The organism is Amycolatopsis sp. NPDC057786 (genome assembly GCF_042797905.1).
Taxonomy (GTDB): Bacteria; Actinomycetota; Actinomycetes; order Mycobacteriales; family Pseudonocardiaceae; genus Amycolatopsis.
Window position 1 is genome coordinate 1 of sequence record NZ_JBHVKW010000041.1, and the last position, 19,816, is coordinate 19,816.

At 68.8% G+C, this 19,816-nt stretch carries 21 protein-coding genes; 10 read left to right on the forward strand and 11 right to left on the reverse strand.

Going from position 1 to position 19,816, the window contains the following annotated elements:
• On the forward strand, nt 1-192 hold a 192-nt coding region (locus tag ACFVM3_RS21400; RefSeq protein WP_378441070.1), incomplete at its 5' end, for a hypothetical protein.
• An 80-nt stretch (nt 193-272) separates the two neighbouring features.
• Here ACFVM3_RS21400 and ACFVM3_RS21405 read toward each other — a convergent pair.
• The 5 genes from ACFVM3_RS21405 to ACFVM3_RS21425 are packed head-to-tail and all read right to left on the reverse strand — an operon-like array spanning nt 273 to nt 5,148.
• A complete protein-coding gene (locus tag ACFVM3_RS21405) occupies nt 273-1,262 on the reverse strand; it encodes an ABC transporter substrate-binding protein (RefSeq protein WP_378441071.1) in 990 nt (329 codons plus the stop codon).
• 28 nt (nt 1,263-1,290) lie between these two features.
• Entirely contained in the window at nt 1,291-2,352 is a 1,062-nt protein-coding gene (locus tag ACFVM3_RS21410) for an ABC transporter permease (protein WP_240600417.1), read from the reverse strand.
• Nucleotides 2,349-3,113: an ATP-binding cassette domain-containing protein gene (locus ACFVM3_RS21415; RefSeq protein WP_378441073.1), complete on the reverse strand. Its 765-nt coding sequence runs from the start codon at nt 3,111-3,113 to the stop codon at nt 2,349-2,351. The genes ACFVM3_RS21410 and ACFVM3_RS21415 overlap by 4 nt, the downstream gene beginning before the upstream one ends.
• Nucleotides 3,110-4,165 (reverse strand): class I mannose-6-phosphate isomerase, encoded by a 1,056-nt coding sequence (locus ACFVM3_RS21420; RefSeq protein WP_378441075.1) that lies wholly within the window; start codon nt 4,163-4,165, stop codon nt 3,110-3,112. The genes ACFVM3_RS21415 and ACFVM3_RS21420 overlap by 4 nt, the downstream gene beginning before the upstream one ends.
• Nucleotides 4,162-5,148, reverse strand: coding sequence for a LacI family DNA-binding transcriptional regulator (locus tag ACFVM3_RS21425; protein WP_378441077.1), 987 nt, complete (start codon nt 5,146-5,148; stop codon nt 4,162-4,164). Before ACFVM3_RS21425 ends, ACFVM3_RS21420 begins: the two co-directional genes overlap by 4 nt.
• Before the next feature lie 263 nt (nt 5,149-5,411).
• Here ACFVM3_RS21425 and ACFVM3_RS21430 point away from each other — a divergent pair, with 263 nt between their 5' ends.
• Both ACFVM3_RS21430 and ACFVM3_RS21435 read left to right on the forward strand, forming a co-directional pair.
• The gene (locus ACFVM3_RS21430; protein WP_378441079.1) at nt 5,412-7,799 is read left to right on the forward strand and encodes a GH92 family glycosyl hydrolase; all 2,388 of its coding nucleotides are present in this window, start codon (nt 5,412-5,414) and stop codon (nt 7,797-7,799) included.
• Between the two features lie 203 nt (nt 7,800-8,002).
• Nucleotides 8,003-8,368, forward strand: a complete 366-nt coding sequence (locus ACFVM3_RS21435; RefSeq protein ID WP_378441081.1) for a DUF3817 domain-containing protein — start codon at nt 8,003-8,005, stop codon at nt 8,366-8,368.
• A gap of 61 nt (nt 8,369-8,429) precedes the next feature.
• Here ACFVM3_RS21435 and ACFVM3_RS21440 read toward each other — a convergent pair whose 3' ends face one another.
• Complete coding sequence (locus tag ACFVM3_RS21440; protein WP_034315493.1) at nt 8,430-8,930, reverse strand: MarR family winged helix-turn-helix transcriptional regulator; 501 nt, start codon at nt 8,928-8,930, stop codon at nt 8,430-8,432.
• 87 nt (nt 8,931-9,017) lie between these two features.
• On the opposite strand from ACFVM3_RS21440, the gene ACFVM3_RS21445 reads away from it, so the two are divergent.
• A complete protein-coding gene (locus tag ACFVM3_RS21445) occupies nt 9,018-9,317 on the forward strand; it encodes a thiamine-binding protein (RefSeq protein WP_005167823.1) in 300 nt (99 codons plus the stop codon).
• Here ACFVM3_RS21445 and ACFVM3_RS21450 read toward each other — a convergent pair whose 3' ends face one another.
• The gene (locus ACFVM3_RS21450; RefSeq protein WP_378441083.1) at nt 9,318-9,734 is read right to left on the reverse strand and encodes a hypothetical protein; all 417 of its coding nucleotides are present in this window, start codon (nt 9,732-9,734) and stop codon (nt 9,318-9,320) included.
• A gap of 97 nt (nt 9,735-9,831) precedes the next feature.
• On the opposite strand from ACFVM3_RS21450, the gene ACFVM3_RS21455 reads away from it, so the two are divergent.
• Nucleotides 9,832-10,803, forward strand: a complete 972-nt coding sequence (locus tag ACFVM3_RS21455; RefSeq protein ID WP_378441085.1) for a tetratricopeptide repeat protein — start codon at nt 9,832-9,834, stop codon at nt 10,801-10,803.
• A 411-nt stretch (nt 10,804-11,214) separates the two neighbouring features.
• On the opposite strand, the gene ACFVM3_RS21460 is transcribed toward ACFVM3_RS21455, so the two are convergent.
• Nucleotides 11,215-12,678, reverse strand: coding sequence for a neutral zinc metallopeptidase (locus ACFVM3_RS21460; RefSeq protein WP_378441087.1), 1,464 nt, complete (start codon nt 12,676-12,678; stop codon nt 11,215-11,217).
• Nucleotides 12,679-12,822: 144 nt separating this feature from the next.
• On the opposite strand from ACFVM3_RS21460, the gene glgP reads away from it, so the two are divergent.
• Nucleotides 12,823-15,363 (forward strand): alpha-glucan family phosphorylase, encoded by a 2,541-nt coding sequence (glgP, locus tag ACFVM3_RS21465; protein ID WP_378441089.1) that lies wholly within the window; start codon nt 12,823-12,825, stop codon nt 15,361-15,363.
• A gap of 1 nt (nt 15,364) precedes the next feature.
• Here glgP and ACFVM3_RS21470 read toward each other — a convergent pair whose 3' ends face one another.
• The gene (locus ACFVM3_RS21470; protein WP_378441091.1) at nt 15,365-15,559 is read right to left on the reverse strand and encodes a hypothetical protein; all 195 of its coding nucleotides are present in this window, start codon (nt 15,557-15,559) and stop codon (nt 15,365-15,367) included.
• 323 nt (nt 15,560-15,882) lie between these two features.
• On the opposite strand from ACFVM3_RS21470, the gene ACFVM3_RS21475 reads away from it, so the two are divergent.
• From ACFVM3_RS21475 to ACFVM3_RS21490, 4 genes are all read left to right on the forward strand, one after another.
• Nucleotides 15,883-16,731, forward strand: coding sequence for a hypothetical protein (locus ACFVM3_RS21475; protein WP_378441093.1), 849 nt, complete (start codon nt 15,883-15,885; stop codon nt 16,729-16,731).
• A gap of 21 nt (nt 16,732-16,752) precedes the next feature.
• The gene (locus ACFVM3_RS21480; protein ID WP_378441094.1) at nt 16,753-17,121 is read left to right on the forward strand and encodes a hypothetical protein; all 369 of its coding nucleotides are present in this window, start codon (nt 16,753-16,755) and stop codon (nt 17,119-17,121) included.
• A 17-nt stretch (nt 17,122-17,138) separates the two neighbouring features.
• Complete coding sequence (locus tag ACFVM3_RS21485) at nt 17,139-17,780, forward strand: hypothetical protein (protein ID WP_378441096.1); 642 nt, start codon at nt 17,139-17,141, stop codon at nt 17,778-17,780.
• Nucleotides 17,781-17,856: 76 nt separating this feature from the next.
• Complete coding sequence (locus ACFVM3_RS21490) at nt 17,857-18,681, forward strand: hypothetical protein (RefSeq protein ID WP_378441098.1); 825 nt, start codon at nt 17,857-17,859, stop codon at nt 18,679-18,681.
• Here ACFVM3_RS21490 and ACFVM3_RS21495 read toward each other — a convergent pair.
• Both ACFVM3_RS21495 and ACFVM3_RS21500 read right to left on the reverse strand, forming a co-directional pair.
• On the reverse strand, nt 18,678-19,073 hold the full coding sequence (locus tag ACFVM3_RS21495; protein ID WP_378441100.1) for a rhodanese-like domain-containing protein: 396 nt from the start codon (nt 19,071-19,073) through the stop codon (nt 18,678-18,680). The two genes, ACFVM3_RS21490 and ACFVM3_RS21495, sit on opposite strands and share 4 nt — an antisense overlap.
• Nucleotides 19,070-19,618, reverse strand: a complete 549-nt coding sequence (locus tag ACFVM3_RS21500) for a cysteine dioxygenase (RefSeq protein ID WP_378441102.1) — start codon at nt 19,616-19,618, stop codon at nt 19,070-19,072. Before ACFVM3_RS21500 ends, ACFVM3_RS21495 begins: the two co-directional genes overlap by 4 nt.
• Nucleotides 19,619-19,816 lie beyond the last annotated feature (198 nt).

Sequence of the window (19,816 nt, forward strand, 5' to 3'; positions counted from 1 at the left end):
GTTCAGGACGTTTTTGTCCTGAACGGCCCTTTCATGACATCCGGGGGCTTCACGGCTGCGGGCGCTCGGCCACGTGAGATGAAGGGGCCTTTCATCGCAAGTTTCGCTGTGAAAGGCCCCTTCATCTCACGCGAGGGAAGCTGGTCGAGCCGCGACCTCACGCGAGGGAAGCTGGTCGAGCCGCGGGAGTGAGCCGCTCCCGAACGCCATGAAAGGTCCTTTCCTTGCAAAATTTGCCAGGAAAGGACCTTTCATAGCAGCACCGAAGCGCGTCAGCAGCTCTGCTTGTAGAAGTACTGGGCGTTGGCGTCCATGTTCGCCTTGGTGATGGAGTGCAGCGAAGCGGTCAGGTTCCGGGTCACCGGCTTGCCCTCCAGCGCCGCGATGGCCTGCTGCACGCCCTGCTGCCCGATGGCGGCCGGGTCCTGCGCGATGAGGCCCTGGTACTCGCCCTTCTTCAGGCCCTCGATCTCCGACGGCGAAGCGTCGAAGCCGATCAGGTTGACCGCGCCGATCTTGCCCGCGTTCCGCAGGCCGGTCGCGGCGCCCTCACCGGTGTTGAGGTTGGTCGCGAAGATGCCGATCAGGTCCGGGGTCGACGCCAGCGCGGCGGTCACCTTGGACGCGGCCTGGTCGGGCTCGTTCTGGGTGAACTGCACGCCCGCCGACTTCAGGTTCGGGTAGTTCTTCAGCTCGTCCTCGAAGCCCTTCGCGCGGGTGTTCGTGGTCGAGGTGCCCGCGATGGTGTCGAGCACCAGCACCGAGCCAGTCTTGCCCGCGGCCAGCTCCGCCATGGTCTTGGCGGCGAGCTTGCCGCCCTCGGCGTTGTCCGACGAAATGGACGACTCCGCGACACTGGTGTCCTTCAGCGCGGTGTCGACCTCGATGATCTTCGAGCCGCGGTTCTTGACCTGCTGGATCGGCGCGAGCATCGCCTGCGCGTCGGTCGGCGCGATGAGCAGCGCGGCGGGCGGGTTGGAGCCCAACGCGTTGACGAGCTGGGTCTGCATGGCGGCGTCGAACTTCTGCGGGGCCTGCGTGGTGAGCTCGTAACCCGCCTTCTTGGCCTCGGCCTCGGCGCCGCACTGCATCGAGATGTAGAACGGCTCGGCCTGCACGCCCGGGATCAGCGACAGCTTCTTGTTGTTGGTCTTGGCGCCGGAGTCGCCCGACGGCGATTCGCCGACGGTGCCACCGCCGCACGCGGTGAGCAGGAGGGCCGCGGAGACGGCGGCACCGGCGGCGAGCAGGGTCTTCTTCATGGGGATAGCACCTCTTTGTGCGTAGGGATCAGCGAGAGTTGCGGCGACGACGGCGCCGCTGGTCGAACCAGACCGCGGCGATCAGCACCGCGCCGACCGCGATCATCTGCCAGAAGTCCTGGACCTGTGTGATGTTGAAGCCCTTCTTCAGCACGGCCGGGATGAACACGCCGATCACCGTGCCCAGCACCGAACCGACCCCGCCGAAGAGGCTCGTGCCGCCCATCACCGTGGCGGCGATGGCGTTGAGGTTGTCGGTGGTGTGCGCCGAAATGGTGGTCGACGCGTAGTACGCCAGCGAGAGGAAGCCGGCGACACCGGCGAGGAAACCGGTGAGCGTGTACACCTTCAGCAGATGCGCGGTCACCCCGATGCCCGCTCGGCGCGCACCTTCGGCGTTGGAGCCGACGGCGTAGGTGTAGCGGCCGAATTTGGTGGTGTGCAACAGCCAGGCGCCGATCAGCGTGATGACCACGGCCACCAGCACCAGGTTCGGCACGCCGCCGAACGACGTCCCGTAGCCGAGCGTCTTGTTGAGCTCCGTCGGGACGCTGCGCACGTCGGACCCGTTGTTCAGCAGGTACGCGGCGCCGAGGGCGGCACCCATCGTGCCGAGCGTGACGATCAGCGGCGGGATGTTCGCCACCGCGATCAGGAAACCGTTGATGAGGCCCCAGATCGTGCCCGCGACAACCGCCGCCACGAGCCCGGCGGTGATGACGCCCCAGCCTGCCTTGGTGGCGTCGCCGTCCGGGCTCAGCGCCTCCATCGTCTTGCCGGCCACCATGCCCGCGAAGATCAGCACGGAACCGACCGAGAGGTCGATACCGGAGGTGATGATCACGAACGTCATGCCGACCGAGAGCACCAGCAGCACCGACGTCTCGATGAGCAGGGTCTGGAAGGTGAACAGCGTCGCGAACTCGGCGGGCGCGATCGCGGTGAACACGATGATCAGCGCCAGCAGCACCAGCGCGATCCAGAACGTGTTCGCCCCGATCATCCGCTGCCCGATCGACCGCTTGCCGAAGCCACCGTCCACTGTGGTCTGGATCTCGGGGCCGTTCTTCGTCGGAGTGGACACGGTCACGCCGCCTCCTCTTGTACGAGGGCGCCCGTCATCGCGGCGACCAGGTCTTCCAGTTTCGTGTCCGCGCCGGTGAACCGGGCGACGCGTTTGCCGAGCCGCAGCACCTCGACGCGGTCGGCCACCGACAGCACCTCGGGCATGTTGTGGCTGATCAGCACGACGGCGATGCCCTTGTCCCGCACCTTCTTGATCACGTCGAGCACGCGTTCGCGCTGCACGACGCCGAGCGCGGCCGTCGGCTCGTCCATGAACACGACCTTCGAAGCCCAGACGACCGACCGCGCGACGGCGACGCTTTGCCGCTGCCCGCCCGAAAGCGAGCCGATCGGGACATCGGTGCTCTGCAGGGTCACGCCGAGCCGCTGGAACTCCTCCACGGCCTGACGCTTCATCTCCTTCTTGTCCAGCATCCCGAGCTTGCCGAGGATCCCCTTGCGGTGGATCTCCCTGCCGAGGAACAGGTTCGCGGCCGGGTCGAGTTCCGGTGCGACCGCGAGATCCTGGTACACCGTCTCGATCCCCATCCGCCGTGCGGTGGTGGGGGAGTCCAGCACCACCTCGGAGCCGTCGAGCAGGATGCTGCCCGACGTCGGCTGCTCCGCGCCGGAGAGGCATTTGACCAAAGTGGACTTCCCGGCGCCGTTGTCACCGATCAGCGCGGTGACCTCACCGGCCCGCGCCTGGAAGGACGCGCCGCGCAGTGCCTCCACCGAGCCGTAGCGCTTGACCAGGTTCTGTGCGTCGAGCAGGAGTTCGCTCACGATCGCTCCCTCTTCTCGGGTGCGGGCGGCCGGCAGCGGATGACCGTGACGTCGCCATCCAAAGTGGACTGACCGGCGTCGTGCGGGACCACGTACGTCTCGCCCTTGCGCAGCGCGTACTCGCCGCCGTGTTCGGTGCGGAGTGTTCCCGAACCGTCCATGACGACCAGCACCGCGAACGACGGATCGAGTGACAACGTTGTCGACCTACCGGAAAGGCCGGGGCGCAGCTGGTCGGCACGGAAGAACGCGTCGCTGCCGTCGGCGAGAAGGTCCACAGTGGACGCTTCGTCGCCCGCGGTGCGCTTGACGATCGAGCCGAGCCGTTCTTCGTCCCAGCCGGTGGTGTCCAGGGTTTCGATGGCGGTCTCGAAGCCGATGCCGAGGTGCGCCTTCGCCGGGTCGGCCAGGAAGTCCCGCCATTCCAGGGTCAGCGAGAAGTCGGTCGGCTGCTGGAGCTCGACGACGAAGACGCCTTCGCCGATCGCGTGCGGCAGGCCGGCCGGGATGTAGACCGTGTCGCCGGGGGTGACCGCGACACTGTTCAGCGCTCCGAGCATCGCGGGCGCGTCCTGGGTGCGGGCCCATTCGTTGACCGTCGCCTTGTCCACGGTCTCCTTGAAGCCCGGGTAGACGCGGGGGTCGTCGCCGTAGGTGCCGACCACGATCCACGCCTCGGTCTTGCCGAAGTGCGAGTCGAAGTGCCGCTTCGCGAACGAGTCCGACGGGTGGAAGTGCACCGGCAGGCGCTGGCCCGCGTCGAGCAGCTTCACCAGCAGGCCGGTCGAATCGCCGAGCGCCTCGACGTGTTTCGCGCCGAGCCACGCGGACGGGTTCTCGCGGACGGCGTCGCGCAGCCAGACCCCGCTGGGCAGCTTGGTCAGGCCGTTGGTCTCCTGGCCGAACATCGTGGTGGCCGAGCCGACCCAGTCTTCGGGTCCGAATTTGGACTCCGACGGGGCGCCCCGCAACGCGGCGATGGCGTCGCCGCCGCGGTAGAACTGCGGCGGCTGGTTCGCCGGCAGGCGGATCGGTTCGAGGTGGCCGCTCATGAAGGGGCGACCTCCCCGGAACCGCGGGCTACGAGATGCACGGGCAGAACTACCTTTCTCGGTGCGGATTGATCTCCCTGGACCCTGGCGAACAGCAGTTCCGCGGCCGCCCGGCCCAGCGCGCTCACGTCGTGCGCGATCACGGAGACCGGCGGATCCAGCAGATCCGCCAGTTCGAAGTCGTCGAAGCTGATCATCGCGGGACGCCGCTCCGCGTACGCCAGCGCGCGCAGCAGGTGGACGGCGACCCGGTTGTTGCCCGCGATCACCGCGGTGGCCGGATTCGGCCCGGTGAGCAGCCGCTTCACCGCGTCGCCGACGCTCTCGGCGGTCGGCGTCCGCATCACGACGAGGTGCTCGTCGTAGGGGATCCCGTTGCGGACACAGCCTTCGCGGAAGCCGCGCAGCCGTTCGCCCGCGGTGAAGATGTCCGGGCTGTCGGCGAGGAACGCGATCCGGCGGTGGCCGTGTTTCGCGAGGTGGGCGACCGCTTCGACGGTGCCGCCGATGTTGTCGACCAGCACCGTGTCGGCCACGATGTCGCCGGCGGGCCGGTCGAGGAACACCACGGGTGTGCCCGCGCGCATCTCGGGAACCAGGTAGCCGTGCTGCATCCCGGCCGGGACGACGAGGATCCCGTCGACGCGGCGGGAGCAGAACTCCAGGACCAGTTCGCGTTCGCGGTCGGAGTTCTCCTCCGACGAACCGGTCAGCACCTGGCGGCCGAACGAGGTCGCGATCCGTTCGACGGCCCGGTTGAGCTCGGAGTAGAAGGGGTTTCCGACGTCCTCGACGATCAGGCCGATCGTCCCGGTCGTCGAGCCGCGCCGCAGGTTCCGCGCGCCGAGATTGCGCCGGAACCCGAGCTGCTCGATCGCCGCCATGACGCGCTCCGCGGTGTCCGGATGGACGGCGGGCTCGTCGTTCACCACTCGCGAGACGGTTTTGATGCTCACGCCCGCGAGCCGGGCCACGTCACTCATCGTGGCCCGTCGGCCGGTAGTGCGGTGGCCGTTGTCCGGTCCGCTGGAAGACAACGTTGTCATAGTGGCCGGAATTGAACGCCAGCGAAGCGGCGATGTCAATGCCCGATTCGTCCTCGGCCCGTTTTCCGAGTTCGAACCGTTACGGCCCTCCGGGTCGCTGTCCTGAATCGGACAGGGTTTGGCGGACCTCTTGACCAGGTGGTCCGTTCTTGTCGAAGGTGGGCAGGCAGCGACAACGTTGTCAGGAGGCGGCCTTTCCCATGCCCGCACGTACTTCGATCCGCGTCGCCGGATTGCTCACCGCGCTCGTCGTTCCCGCCGGGCTGGTCACGCCCGTCGCGGCGGCGGCGCCCGGTGGCGACCCCGTGGACGCGGTCAACACCTTCATCGGCACCAAGGACGACGGCAACACGTTCCCCGGCGCTTCGGCGCCGTTCGGGATGACGCAGGTCAGCCCGATTTCCTCGCATTACGCCGGCTATCGCTACGACGACACCGCGATCCGCGGCTTCGGGCATTTCTTCCTGTCCGGCGCGGGCTGCTGGGAGCAGGGCGGCCTCGTGTCGTCCCTGCCCACCACCGGCGCGGTCGGGCCCGGCGCGGCGTTCGACACCACGAAACCCGAGACGTTCGACCACAAGAAGTACGCCTCGCCGTACACGCACGAGGGCGAGGTCGGCAAACCCGGCTACTACAAGGTGCGGCTCACCGGTTACGGCGGCGTCGACGCGGAGACCACCGCGACCACGCGGACCGGTGTCGAGCGGTACACGTTCGCGAAACCGGGCGACGCAAACGTTTTCGTCAACGTCGGGCAGGCCAACGACAAGGAACCCGTCACGGCGAGCCAGATCCGCGTCGTAGGGGACCGGACTGTCGAAGGAATGGTGGAGTCGCAGGCGTTCTGCGGCGGCAAACCGTACAAGACGTGGTTCACCACGACGTTCGACAAGCCGTTCAAATCCTTCGGCACCTGGTCGCCGACGGGTGGCACGCCGGGCTCGAAGGAATCCGCGGGCGGTGAGGGCCTGCGCGGCGCCTGGCTGACCTTCGGCGAAGGCCGGGTCACCGCGACGACGGCGATCTCCCATGTGGACGCTTCCGGCGCCCGGCTGAACCTGGCGGCCGAGAAGGGCCGCTCGTTCGACGCGGTCCGCGACGGCGCCCAGCGCGCCTGGCGCAAGGAACTGTCCTCAGTGGACATCAAGGGCGGGACGAAGGACGACCGCACGGTCTTCTACACCTCGCTCTACCACGCGCTGCTGCAGCCGCTGACCGGCAACGACGCCGACGGCCGGTATCGCGGGTTCGACGACAAGATCCATCGCGCGCTGGGCTGGACGTACTACGAGTTCTTCTCGTTGTGGGACACCTATCGCACGCAGAACCAGTTGCTCGCCCTGTTGAGGCCGGCGCGGGCGAAGGACGTCGCGAAGTCCGTGCTCGCCATCAACGACCAAGGCGGCTGGTTGCCGCGCTGGGCGTACGCGAACCAGGAGACGAACACGATGACCGGCGATCCGGTCACCCCGTTCCTGGTCGACCTGTGGCGGTTCGGCGCCCTGTCGGGGCAGGAGTTCAAGGCGTACGAGGCACTTCTGCGGAACTCCCGGGAGATCCCGCCCGCGTCGTCGCCGTTCCAGGGCCGCTCGGGGAACGTGAGCTATCAGAAGGACGGGTTCGTCCAGTACGACAAGGACTTTCCGAAGAAGGGGCAGGACACCGACCCGAACCACGGCGCTTCGGCCACGCTGGAATACGCGCTCGCGGACTGCTCGCTGTCGATCATGGCCGCCGGTCTCGGCAAGAAGGACGACGCGAAGGTCTTGGCGGAGAAGGGTCGCAACTACCGCACGCTGTGGGACTCGTCGGTGACCGACCGCGGCTTCACCGGGTTCTACCGGCCCAAGGTCGAAGGCGGCGCATGGTTCAGCCCGGCGGGCAAGCCCTTCGACCCGCAGAGCCAGGACGGGTTCCACGAGGGCACGTCGTGGCAGTACCAGTGGCTGACCCAGCAGGACGTCCCCGGTCTCGTCGAGCGGATGGGCGGCGAGGAGAACGTCGGCAAGCGGCTCGACGACTTCTTCGCCTACGGGGATCTGGTCAAGGACCCGGCGAAGACGGTGCGCGAGGAATGGGTCGTCGGCCCGTACAACTACTACAACCAGTTCCGCTACAACCCGAACAACGAGCCGGATCTGCACTCGCCGTGGATGTACACGCTGACCGGGCAGCCGTGGAAGACCTCGGCCGTGGTGCGCGCGGCGCACACGTTGTTCACCAACGCGCCGAACGGGGTCACCGGCAACGACGACCTCGGGACCATGTCCGCGTGGTACGTCTTCAGCGCGCTGGGCCTGTACCCGGCGGTGCCGGGCACCGGGCAGTTCGTGCTCAACGCGCCGCGGTTCGAGAAGTCGGTGGTGCGTCTGGAGAACGGTCGCGACATCACGATCAAGGCCGACGGCGCCGACGGCTCGAAGCTCCAATACGTCCAAGGACTGGGAACCGGTTCGCAGCGGGCGTATGTCGGGTTGGAACAGTTGACGCGAGGGACCACTTTGGACTTCAAGCTCACGGACGACGCCGCCGAGGCGACGTGGGCGACCGGTCCCGAAGGGGCGCCGAAATCGCCCTGCGCGGGCTGATCCGAGTGGTTTAGACCGGTTCGTACCGGGGGTCGTGAGGAGCATCACGGCCCCCGGTGTTCCGGTGAGGGCCGTCACGCCTCACACTGGTATTACCACGTCCGACAGCGCTGTTGACGTTCTTGGCGAGTCCGCCTTGGACAGTGCTCGTCGGACGTAGTCATGTGTGTACGCATAGTGGTGAGACCCCACAGGAGGAGAAAGTGTCCAGCAAGGCCGCTCTAGTATTCCGCGTGGCCGCGGTAGCCGAAGCCCTCTCGTGGGCCGGGCTGCTGGTCGGGATGTTCCTCAAGTACGCCGTCAAGCTCGGCGAGGGCGGCGTTCCCGTCCTCGGCATGGTGCACGGCGTCGTGTTCGTCCTCTACGTGCTGGTCTCCCTGTCCGTGGCGAAGCCGCTCGGCTGGCGCCCGAAGACCCTGATCCTCGCGCTGCTCTCCAGCGTCCCGCCGCTGTTCACCTGGCTGTTCGAGTCCTGGGCGCTGCGCAACGGCAAGCTGGACGGCCCGCAGCGGCTGTCGCACGGTGGTGTGGGCCTGTTCGCCAAGACCCCGGAAACCGCCGCCGCCTGATCTTCGACGCCTACGTGAAGGCCCCCGTCCTGCCGGATGGGGGCCTTTCGCGTGCTTTCGGCTATTCGGTGAAGTCGCCGGTGGCCTTGCGGACCTTGGTGAGCAGGTCGGTCAGCTGCTCGGTCTGCTTGCCGGTGAGCCCGGTCAGCCCGAAGTCGATTTCGGTGACCGCCTTCGTGGCCTCTTCGCGGCGTACGCGGCCTTCGTCGGTGATCTCGACCAGCGTGGTCCGGCGGTCGGTCGGATGCGGCACGCGTTTGACCAGGCCGTCCTTCTCCAGCCTGTCGACGATGTTGGTGACGCTCGTCGGATGCAGTTGCAGCCGCTCACCCATCACGCGCATCGGCAGATGGGACGCGCGGGCGAAGGTCAGCAGGACCAGTGCCTCGTACCGGGCGAAGGTCAGCCCGTGCGGTTTGAGCGCACCGTCCACCGCGGACTGGATGATCTGTTGCACGCGCATGATCCCGGTCACCGCGGCCATGGTCTCGGACGGCCCGATACGGGCCTCCCACAGCTGCGCCGCGCGGGCGATCGGGTCGAACGGCAACGGACGGCTCATGGCGTTCGAAGTTACCAGCGGGTACCCGTGCCACGCCGCACCACCGGGTGTTATGCGTGGAAAAACTGTCTGAACGAGGAGCAGAACATGATCGTGGCCTTCAGCGTCAGCCCGTCCGCGGCCGAGGAAGACGGCGGAGTCAGCGAGGCCGTCGCCCGCGCGGTGAAAGTGGTGCGGGAGTCCGGTCTGCCGAATTCGACCAACGCCATGTTCACGAACATCGAGGGTTCGTGGGACGAAGTGATGGACGTCGTGAAGCGGGCCGTCGAGGCGGCGGGCGAGGGTTCATCGCGGGTCGGGCTGGTGCTCAAGGCCGACATCCGGCCGGGTTACGAAGGGCAGCTGACCGCGAAGGTGGAGCGCGTCGAGAAGCACCTGAGCGAATGATCAGGGGAGTGGCGGGGTGAACGAGACCAGCCACAGATCGTCCTTGACCGCGATGGCCACCGGATAGCCGAAGGTACTGCCGTCGCCCAGTTTTCCGCTGACGGTCGCCGAAGTCGGCGCGAGATCGTCCGGGGCGAACTTCACCGTGACGTCGTGGGCGCCGCGGCCTGCCAGCGCGTCGAGATAGGACTTCGCGAAGTCGCCCGCCGACGCGGGCGGATAGTCGATGAGTCCGGCGAGGGCCTCGACGTCGTGTTCGTTGAGTGCGGCGGTGAGGCCCTCCCGGAGCTGCCCGGGACTGGCGACACCGGGATCGGGTTGATGGGCGATCAAGACCGTGATGACGCTCACCCACGTGATGGCGATGGCGATCGCGACGGCGACCGTGGCCGTCCTGCGTGTCGGAATGTCGATCACCCCCTCGTGGCGAGCCTGCCGGAACGTGACCGTCCTGCCAAGCGGGCAGCCGGGGGCATGCGGTGAAACCCTCGGGGATGCGTGCCAGGATGGAACCGTGACACACCCACGCGGATCAGCATCGAAGACGGCGGCCCTCTCCGCCGCGCTTTCCGGCGCGGTCGACCTTTCCGCGCTCAAGGCGCGTGCCGAGGCGCCCCGGAAACAGACTCCTGCCCCTCCGCTGCCCGCGGACGGCGCCGCACCAGCCGCTCCCGCCACGGCGGGTGCCGTGATCGACGTCACCGAGGCGACCTTCCAGGCCGAGGTCGTCGAGCGCTCCCTGCAGCAGCTGGTGGTCGTCGACCTGTGGGCCGAATGGTGCGGCCCCTGCAAACAGCTCAGCCCGGTGCTGGAACGCCTCGCCGCCGAGTCCGGTGGTGCCTGGGTGCTCGCGAAGGTGGACGTCGACGCCAACCCGCGCATCGCGCAGCTCTTCGGCGCGCAGTCCATCCCGACGGTCATCGCCATCGGCGGCGGCCAGCCGGTCGACGCGTTCTCGGGCGCGCTGCCCGAACCCGAGATCCGCAAGTGGCTCGGCTCGCTGCTCGACGCGCTGCGTGACCGGCTGCCGGGCATCAAGGCCGCCGAGCAGAACGGCGGCGGTGTCGAGGTGCCGGAGGATCCGCGGTTCACCGAGGCCGAAGAGGCCTTCGAACGCGGCGATTTCGCGGCGGCGCAGGCGGCTTACGAACGCATCCTCGACGTCGAGCCCGCGAACGAGGAGGCCAAGACCGCGCTCGCGCAGGTCAAGTTCACCGCGCGCGCCGAGGCCGCCGGCCCGGACGCGATCGCGAAGGCCGACGCCGACCCGACCGACCTCGACGCCCAGCTCGCCGCCGCCGACCTCGAAGTCGCGGGGCAGCAGCCCGAGGCGGGCTTCGCGCGGCTGATCGCGGTCGTGCGGCGTACCGCGGGCGACGAGCGCAACAAGGTGCGGGAGCACCTGGTGGCGCTGTTCGACCTGTTCGACTCGGCGGACGAGCGCGTCATGAAGGCGCGGCGGGATCTGGCGAGCGCGCTCTACTGAGGTTTTGCACACGAAGGCCCCCTTCCTTGCGCTAGGCGCAGGGACGGGGGCTTTCATGTACTCAGGGCGAGCGGCGCCGGAGCGCGGATGGACAACACGCGTGTCTGGATGGACAACACGCGTGTCTGGTGGACGACACGCGTGATTGCGCGCACGACTCGCGGCGAACCGTGGTCGCGCGCGTGTCGTCCACTCAGTCACGCGTGTCGTCCATCGGATCACACGTGTCGTCCATCCAGTCACGCGAAACGGCCAGTTCGCCTCGCGGGCTCGGGAGCTCTAAGCGCGAGCTGCGCGCTCCAGAGCCGGGCCTGGCCTGGCAACTCCCGAATGCCATGAAAGGTCCTTTCCTTGCAAATTTCGCAAGGAAAGGACCTTTCATGGCACTTCAGAGAGCGATGACCGGACCGATCAGCCGTACTGGGTCGAGCAGACCGCCGAGCTCTCCAGGTAGCCCTTCCGCAGCGCCTCGATCCGCTCGAAACCGTTGTCCACGCGCTTGCCGTTGACGTCGGCCGAGACGAGGCTCTCCGGGCTCAGCAGGTCCGAGATGGCCTCGTCGAGGTCACCGGAAGAGAGCCGCAACGTCGCGCCGGGCACGGTGCTGGCCTTCGCCCAAGCGCCGACCAGGCAGGCGGTGCGCAGACCCGCGTTCGCGTTGTCGATCGACGCGCCGACACCCTTCTGGATGCCCATCGCGTACCGGGACGCGATTTCCGAGAACGCGGCGAAGTCGCCCTTGCCCTCGCTGTGCCCGCTTTCCCATTCCTCCTGCTGGTCGACCGGCTGGGCGAGTTCGCGCAGCTTGGCCAAGTCGATGCTGACGGTGTTGTTCGACGGGCAGTACGACGCGGGCGGGGTGCTCGGGCCGCCGGGGCAGCTGCCGTTGCCGTCCTCGGTGATCTCCGGGCCAGGGACGCCGGCGCCCACGAAGGCCTTGTCCAGGCTCTCCTTCAGGATCCCGATGATCTTCATGTCGAGCTTCGCGTCGCCCTTGCCCTTGTCACCCTTGTCGAACGGGCGCTCGGTGATCCGCGCCTTGATGTTGTCCTCGTTCATCGCCGCGCATTCCTTCGGGCCCTTCTCGAACCCGACCTGGAACGCGTAAGTGCGGTCGAACGCCGTGCCGTGCGCGCCCTGTTTGGTCGCGCTGGTGCCCGCCTGGTCGCGGATCAGGAACAGCGACGCCATGACCTGGTTGAGGCCCTCGGACGTGGAGACGCGGTAGAACTTGCTCTTGTCCTCGGCGACCCAGCGGAAGTAGCCGCCGGCGAAGCAGTCGGCCTGCTGCTCCTTGACGATCGACGGGGTGTTCTTCTTGATGCTGGCCTTCTCGCCGAGCCGGTACTGCACGGCGTGCCCGAGTTCGTGCGCGAGCACGACGGCGCCCGCCATCTTCCCGAACCGTTCGCGCAGCATGGGCAGCAGCACGCCGCGGTCCCACGCCACCAGATCACCCGGCGGGCAGTAGAACGCGTTGACGAGCTTCTTGACGCTCCCGCATTCGGTCTCTTCGTTGTCGGTCTTCGCGCTGTAGGACAGCAGCGCCTTCAGCGGCTCGTACGGCTGCCCGAAGTCGCGCGGCATGACCTCGGTCCAGTAGGCCTGTGCGTCGGCGATCGCGGCGATGGCGAGCCGGTCGTCTTCGGAGCCGTCCTCGTTGCGGACCTGCAGGTCCGGCTTCGGCGCGTTCGGCTTCAGCCCGCTCTCGAAATGCGTGACCGGCAGCCCGGCGATGTCACCGGCGCCCGGCTGGCTGCCCTGCTGGCCGGTCGAGCTTCCCTTGTCGCTGCAAGCGCTCAGCCCGAGGGCCAGCACCGTCACGACCGCGATCAGAGCCGGGCGTCGACGGCCCCGCGCTCCCCCTTGGATCATGTTCACTCGCTTGTCGTCAGGGCCCCGACCGGGCCGCGTACTCCGGCAAGCAGGGACCCTACCCAGCGCTTATGGGCCGCGTGCAGGTAATCCCCGAAGTGGGTCTTGAGCGGGGCGGGGTCGCTGCCGATATGGTCGCTCCTCATGAGAGCAGTCCGCCGGTTCACCGTCCGCGCGAGCCTGCCGGAGTCGCTCTCCGGCCTCGGTGACCTCGCCACGAATCTGCGCTGGACCTGGCACCCGCCCACGCGCGACCTGTTCGCGTCGATGGACGCGGAGCTGTTCAACCGCGTCCGCGACCCGCTGCGGATGCTCACCGCCCTGCCACCGGCCCGGCTCGACGAACTCGCGGTCGACGACGCCTTCCTCGCCCACGCGCGGGAGGCGGTCGCCGATCTGGAGCGCTACCTCGCCGAGCCGCGCTGGTACCAGAAGCAGGACGACGCCGACCTCCCGCCCGCCGTCGCGTACTTCTCGATGGAGTTCGGGGTCACCGAGGCGCTGCCGAACTACTCCGGCGGCCTCGGCGTGCTCGCCGGGGACCACCTCAAGGCGGCGTCGGACCTCGGCGTGCCGATGGTCGGTGTCGGGCTGCTCTACCGCGCCGGGTACTTCCGGCAGGCGCTGTCGCTCGACGGCTGGCAGGTCGAGCACTACCCGGTGATCGATCCGAACGCCTTCCCGCTGGAACTGGTGACCGACGGCGGCAAGCCGGTGCTGGTCGACGTCGCGATGCCCGCCGGGCGCACGCTGCACGCGCAGATCTGGAAGGCCCGCGTCGGCCGGATCCCGCTGCTGCTCCTGGACACCGACACCGAGGCCAACGACGAAGACCTGCGCGCGGTCACCGACCGGCTGTACGGCGGCGACGCCGACCATCGCATCCGCCAGGAGATCCTGGCCGGGATCGGCGGTTTCCGCGCGGTGCGGCGTTACTGCGAGCTGACCGGGCATCCGCAGCCGAAGGTGTTCCACACCAACGAAGGCCACGCCGGATTCCTCGGGCTGGAACGCGCCCGCGAGATCATCCAGGCCGACGGGCTGGCGTTCGACGAGGCGCTGCCCGCCGTCCGCGCCGGCACCGTGTTCACCACGCACACCCCGGTCAGCGCCGGGATCGACCGGTTCCCCGTCGACCTCGTCCAGCGGTACTTCACCGACGGCAGGCTGGTCCCGGACGTCGACCCGCGCCGCGTGCTCGCGCTCGGCGCGGAGGACAACCCCGGCCTGTTCAACATGGCGCATATGGGCCTGCGGCTCGCCCAGCGCGCGAACGGCGTCTCCGCGCTGCACGGCCGCGTGTCGCGGCGGATGTTCTCGCGGCTGTGGCCCGGGTTCGACTTCGACGAGGTGCCCGTCTCGTCGGTCACCAACGGCGTCCACGGGCCGACCTGGGTGGCCCGCGAGCTGAGCGCGCTGCTCGGGCGCAACCACGAGGAGCTGGGGCTCGACGGCGCGCAGGGCAAGCCGCTGCGGGACGGCGTCAGCGACGAGCAGCTGTGGGCGCTGCGGCGGGAGCTGCGGGAGAAGCTGGTCGCCGAGGTGCGGCGCCGGGTGCGGGCCGCGTGGATGCAGCGCGGCGCGTCCGCGCTCGAACTCGGGTGGACCGACACGGTCTTCGATCCGGACGTGCTGACCGTCGGTTTCGCGCGCCGCGTGCCGACGTACAAGCGGCTCACGCTGATGCTGCGCGATCCGGATCGGCTGCGCGCGCTGCTGCTGGACGAGCGGCGCCCGATCCAGCTCGTCGTCGCGGGCAAATCGCATCCGGCCGACGAGGGCGGCAAGCAGCTGATCCAGCAGATCGTCCGGTTCGTCGACGATCCCGAGGTCCGGCGCCGCATCGTCTTCCTGCCGGATTACGACATGTCCATGGCGCGCTATCTCTACCGCGGCTGCGACGTCTGGCTGAACACGCCGGTGCGGCAGCTGGAGGCGTGCGGCACCTCGGGGATGAAGTCCGCGCTCAACGGCGGTCTCAACCTGTCCATCCGCGACGGCTGGTGGGACGAGTGCTACGACGGCAGCAACGGCTGGGCGATCCCGACGGCGGACGGCGTCACCGACCCGCTGCGCCGTGACGAACTGGAGGCCGCGGCGCTCTACGACCTCCTGGGTCACCAGATCGCCCCGTTGTTCTACGACCGTGGCGCCGACGGTGTGCCCGGCGGCTGGATGTCGATGGTGTGGCACACGCTGGAGACCCTCGGGCCGCGAGTCCAGGCCGCGCGGATGGTGCGGGAGTACGTCGAATCGGGTTACCTGCCCGCCTCGCGCATGGTCGCCGAAGCCACGGGCGACGGATATCGCGGCGCGCTTTCGCTGGCCGACTACCGGACCAAATTGGACGTCTCCTGGCCGCGGGTGCGGATCTTCGACACCGAACTGCTCGTCGAGGACTCCGCGCCGATGGTCACCGGGACCGAGGTGACCATCCGGGCGCGGATCGACCTCGCCGGTCTCGAACCGTCCGAAGTGGACGTTCAGGCCGTCGTCGGGAAGGTGGGTGACGGGGACGAACTGAGCGACCCCGTCACCGTCCCGATGTCGGGCGACGGGATCGGCGCGTTCGCGGCGCGGCTGAAACTGCCGCATCCCGGCTCCATCGGTTACACCGTCCGCGTGCTGCCGAAACACCGTCTGCTGGCCACACCGGCGGAACTGGCGCGGGTCGTCCACGCCTGAATCACCTCAGGAACGGCGCACCGGTCCCTTGCGGGTACCGGTGCGCCGAAACGTATCCGGCGTACCGCGCGTATTCCCATGCCTGGGCGAAGTGGACGAGTTCCGCCTGGCGACGCTGATGCCACCGTGCCGAAACGAGCCAGCCCGCACCGGCGCCGAGCAGCATCGCCAGCCCGGCGATCACGACGAGTTCCATTCCGTACTCCTGATTCCTGGCCGCTCGGTTCAGCGGCTGTCGCTTCGACGCTAAGCGGACTGATCGTCTTCGCGCATCCCTTGGCGGACCTTGGCCAGGAAGTGGTCATGAGACGTACGTACGGTTTTCCTTTGCCACGAATTGGTCATCCACGCCGGTTGTCAAGTCGGTGGCGAACAAAGGGCGGACTCGGGCCCCGATGGTGTCCAATAATTGGCAAAAGAGCAGGTGAAAGCCGCTTTATCAGGCGATTGGGGGTGATTCGTGCGGCATAGTGTGATCGCCTAGGCTCTTCGTCCTTGAGGTCGCGCAGGGGAGGAAAAGTGACTTCGGCGAGGAAAAGAAAAAAACCCGAGGACAGCGTGCTCGGTATCCACAAGCGCAAGGGCATCTGGCAGGACGGGCTCGCCAGGGTGATGGGCCCGGAGTTGCTGGAACGCTGGGGTATCGCGGAAGACGCCGAGGCGTCACGCGTGCGGGAGATCGTGCTCCTGCGGTTGAGCCGTGTCCTGAAGCAGTTCCCGATAACCGAACTGCATCTGATCGTCTGGACCGCGTACAACCTCGGCGCGGCTTCGCCCGAGGAGGAAAGCGGCGTCGTCCGGCGGCTCGAAAGATTGGTCGACGAGGGCGGTGTCGAATGCAGTTTCCGGACCTGCGCCCGCCGGTTCAACGACACCTTCTTGCCGGCCGTCGTGAGGAGCTTGAGTGCGGAACAGAGCGCGATCACCGACGAGGACCTCGCCATGGCTTCGCGCTGGCTGGCCGCGAACGTCCGGCCCGATGCGCCGCAACCGGCCGCGGGTGGACTCTCCTCCGCCATCCGAGGGCTGCGGGCACCGATGGAACCGGTGCTGAAGATGTTCCTCGACGGCCCTGTCCACGGGCCTGCGGACCGCGACGGTGTCCCGCTCACGGCGAAACTCGGGGCCCGTGGCGAGTGGCTGTGCGTCTTCACCGGAGAGGGGTTGCTGGCCGGCTATCGCGAGTCGACCGGTGCGGGCTGGCCCCGGATCGGCCGGTGGACGGGCCGTGACGTCGTGCGGATGGCGGCGGGCCGGATCTTCCCGACCGGGATCCTGATCGATCCGAGCCCCGCGCTGGGAGCGGGGGCCGACGCCACGCTGCCCCTTCCGCCGGAGGAGATCGCCCGGCTCGCCCGCGAGTGCTGAGCCGAGACGAGGACACCGGACATGATCGATTTCGAGGCCGTTCCCGACGAGCTGAGCCGGGCGGGCGACCGGCTCCACGACATCACCGAGATGATCACCAGGCAACCGGCGCTGAAGTTCAAGGCCACGGCGAGCGAAGCGGGGGATCCCGTGCTCGTGGCGGCGCTGGAGAGCTTCCAGGAGGCTTCCGCGCACAGTGTCAGCGTGCTCGCCGAGGACGTGCGGCGGCTCGGCGACCGGCTGGGCAGGGCCGCGCGGCACTACCGGAACGGCGAAGAAGAAGCGATCGAGAAGGTCAACACGATCGAAAGCGCCGAAAGGTTCGTCCCGCCCGCGATCGCCGCCGCCGACCCCGGGAACGCCAACACCATCCAGGCCGTTCTCGGCTGAAGCGAACAGGACGGACGATGAAGCCGGAAGACCCGGACGGGGCGAGCGCGCCCTGGACGGCTGGGACCGTCAGTGTGCTCCGAAGCGAGGCGGAGCGCTTGCGGGCGGTTTCCCGGACGTTGGAGGACCAAGCCGTCGAGGTGCGCCAGATCGACCCTCATGGCTGGTCCGGCCCTGGACACGACGCCTATTCGGGTCGCCGGACCGAGCTGGCCGCCCGGTGCCGGATGGTCGCGGAGGAGCACGCCCGCGCCGCGCGGGCGCTGGACGATTTCGTCGCCGTCCTGGAGCAGCTGACCAGGAACGCGCGCGACACCGCGGATCCGTCGCTCATCCGAAGACTGATCGCCCAGCGGACCGAGGCGGCGGCACGGGCCGCCGCCACGCTGACCGAAGTGGGCAGGGACCTCGCCGCGTTGAAGACGGTGCTCGGTGAGGTCGACCGGCGCGTGGTCCGGGAATCCCGGCCCGCGCGTACCGCGAGGCCGATTTCACCGCCGCCCGACGCCGTCCCGGAGCAGACTGAACTGGTGCCTGCGCTCCTGCTGGCCGACCCGGTCGAATTCGACCGGCGGGCGCAGGGACTGAGTGACGCCATGTGGCGATTCTGGTCGATGTCCTCGTTTGTCAAGCCGGTGGCGAACAGAGGAAACCTCTGATCTTCGATTTCCGCCGGACACTGTGGAGCGGCCGGGTGAAATACACTTTGCCGGGCCCTTCCCGAATGGCGGAGGAATGGTGGCTTCGGCAAAGGAAACGAAAACCTCGCGCAGAGCCAAGGACCGGCTGCACCATGTCCACGCCAGGGCCGGGATCCGGCAGGAGGGGCTGCGCAACGCGCTGGGGCCGGAACTGCGAGGTATCTGGGGGATCGCCGACGACAGCGGGCCCGGCCGGGTGCGCGAAATCGTTCTTCTGCGGCTGAACCGGGTTCTCGAACGGTTCGCCGACCCGCTCATGCCCGAGATCGTCTGGACCGCCTACAACCTCGGCGTGGATCCGGTGCACGGCGGGGCGGGCATGGTCGGCCGGATCAGGACCATGGTCGGCCGCGGCCGGGTGCCGGTCTCCGAGCGCACCTGCACCCGCCGGTTCTACGACTTCCTTGGCAGCGTCAAGAACAGCCTCGACGGTTTCCAGGAGGACCTCACCGGAGAGGACTTCAGGCTCGCGTCGCGGTGGATCGCCGAGAACGCCCGTCCGGAGCGGGAGCAGAGTCCGCGTGACCCGGTCCCCTCGGTCATGCGGATGTTCCTCGACGGCACGGTATGCGGCCCGGCGGACGAGGCGGGCGCCCCGGTCCCGGCCAGGCTCGGCGCGCACGGCGACTGGCTTTGCGTCTTCACCGACGAGCGGTTGCTGGCCGAGTACCGCGCCGTCACCGGAGCGGGCTGGGGCCGGATCCGGCACCGGACCGGCCGCGAGGTCGTGCTCGCGGCCGCCGGCCGGACCGCGGCGACGGGCGTGCTGGTCAACCCCAGGCCGACGCGAGGCACCGGGATCCATGCCGCGCTCCCGCTCTCCCCGGAGTCGGTCGCCAGGCTCGCGGTCCGCCGCTAGGGAACGGCCGGTGTGCCGCCTTCACGGACCGGGAGGCCCGCCGAACGCCAGGCCCGGAACCCGCCTTCGAGATCGGTGGCACCCGGCAGGCCCAGCCGCCGCAGGTCGGCGGCGGCGAGGCTCGACGAGTACCCCTCGTTGCACACGACGATCACCGTCGAGTCCGGTTTCACCTGCGGCAGCCGCCATTCGCTGTCCGGCGCGAGCCGCCACTCGAGATGGATCCGCTCGACGACCACCGAGCCGGGGATCTCCCCCTCTTCGGCCCGGTTGACGTGCGGGCGGATGTCCACGATCAGGGCGCCGTCCCGTTGCAGCCGCAGGGCCCGCTCGGGCTCCGCCCGGTCCAGTCCGGCACGGGCGGACGCCAGCAGTGCGTCGACAGCGCTCATCGGCCCAGTATCGGGGTGAGCGAGGGGATCTCGGCGGGAACGTCGGCGAGCGTGGCGTACTCGCGGGTCGCGACCAGCGGCGGCGAGTAGGCGTGGACGCTGGCGGCGGGCTCGGTGCCGATGCCGGTCACCTGGTGCGCGCGGCCCGCGCCGAAACCGATGCTCTCGCCCGTGACGTGGGTGCGGCGCCGGACCGGGCCGCCGGGGTAGCGGTACTCCTCGCCGATCTCGCCCTGCAGCACGGTGAACGAGCCGGACGCTCCGCCGTGGTCGTGCGGTTTGGTCTGCTGGCCGGGCAGCCACGACAGCAGCCACAGTTCGACGCCGTCGGTCAGCGCGAGCCGCGCCCACCAGCGGTGATCGGCGTCGAAGCGCAGCAGGCCGCGCAGGCCCGAGGTCAGCTCGGTGGTGACCGTGGAGGTCAGCTCGGCCAGTTCGCGGGGCGTCCAGAGCAGGCGGTCGGGGTGCAGCAGTTCGGGGAGCAGCGGGTCGGTCAGCCGCGGGTGGATCTCGAAATCCTGGCGGGGCGTGAGGGACGTGGTCACGGAGAGGCTCCTCGTGAGGTTCGCGGGCGCGGAAGCAGGGCGGAGCGCGGCGCGACACGGAGGTGCCGTCGGAAGAGGGGAACTCAGCCGTGTCGCGTGGTGGTACACCCGCACGAGGCGACGAGGAGCAGGTCGATGGCCCGGCGGCGCCAGAATGAGCCCCCGATGACGGGGAAGGCGGCGGACACGGACCTGATC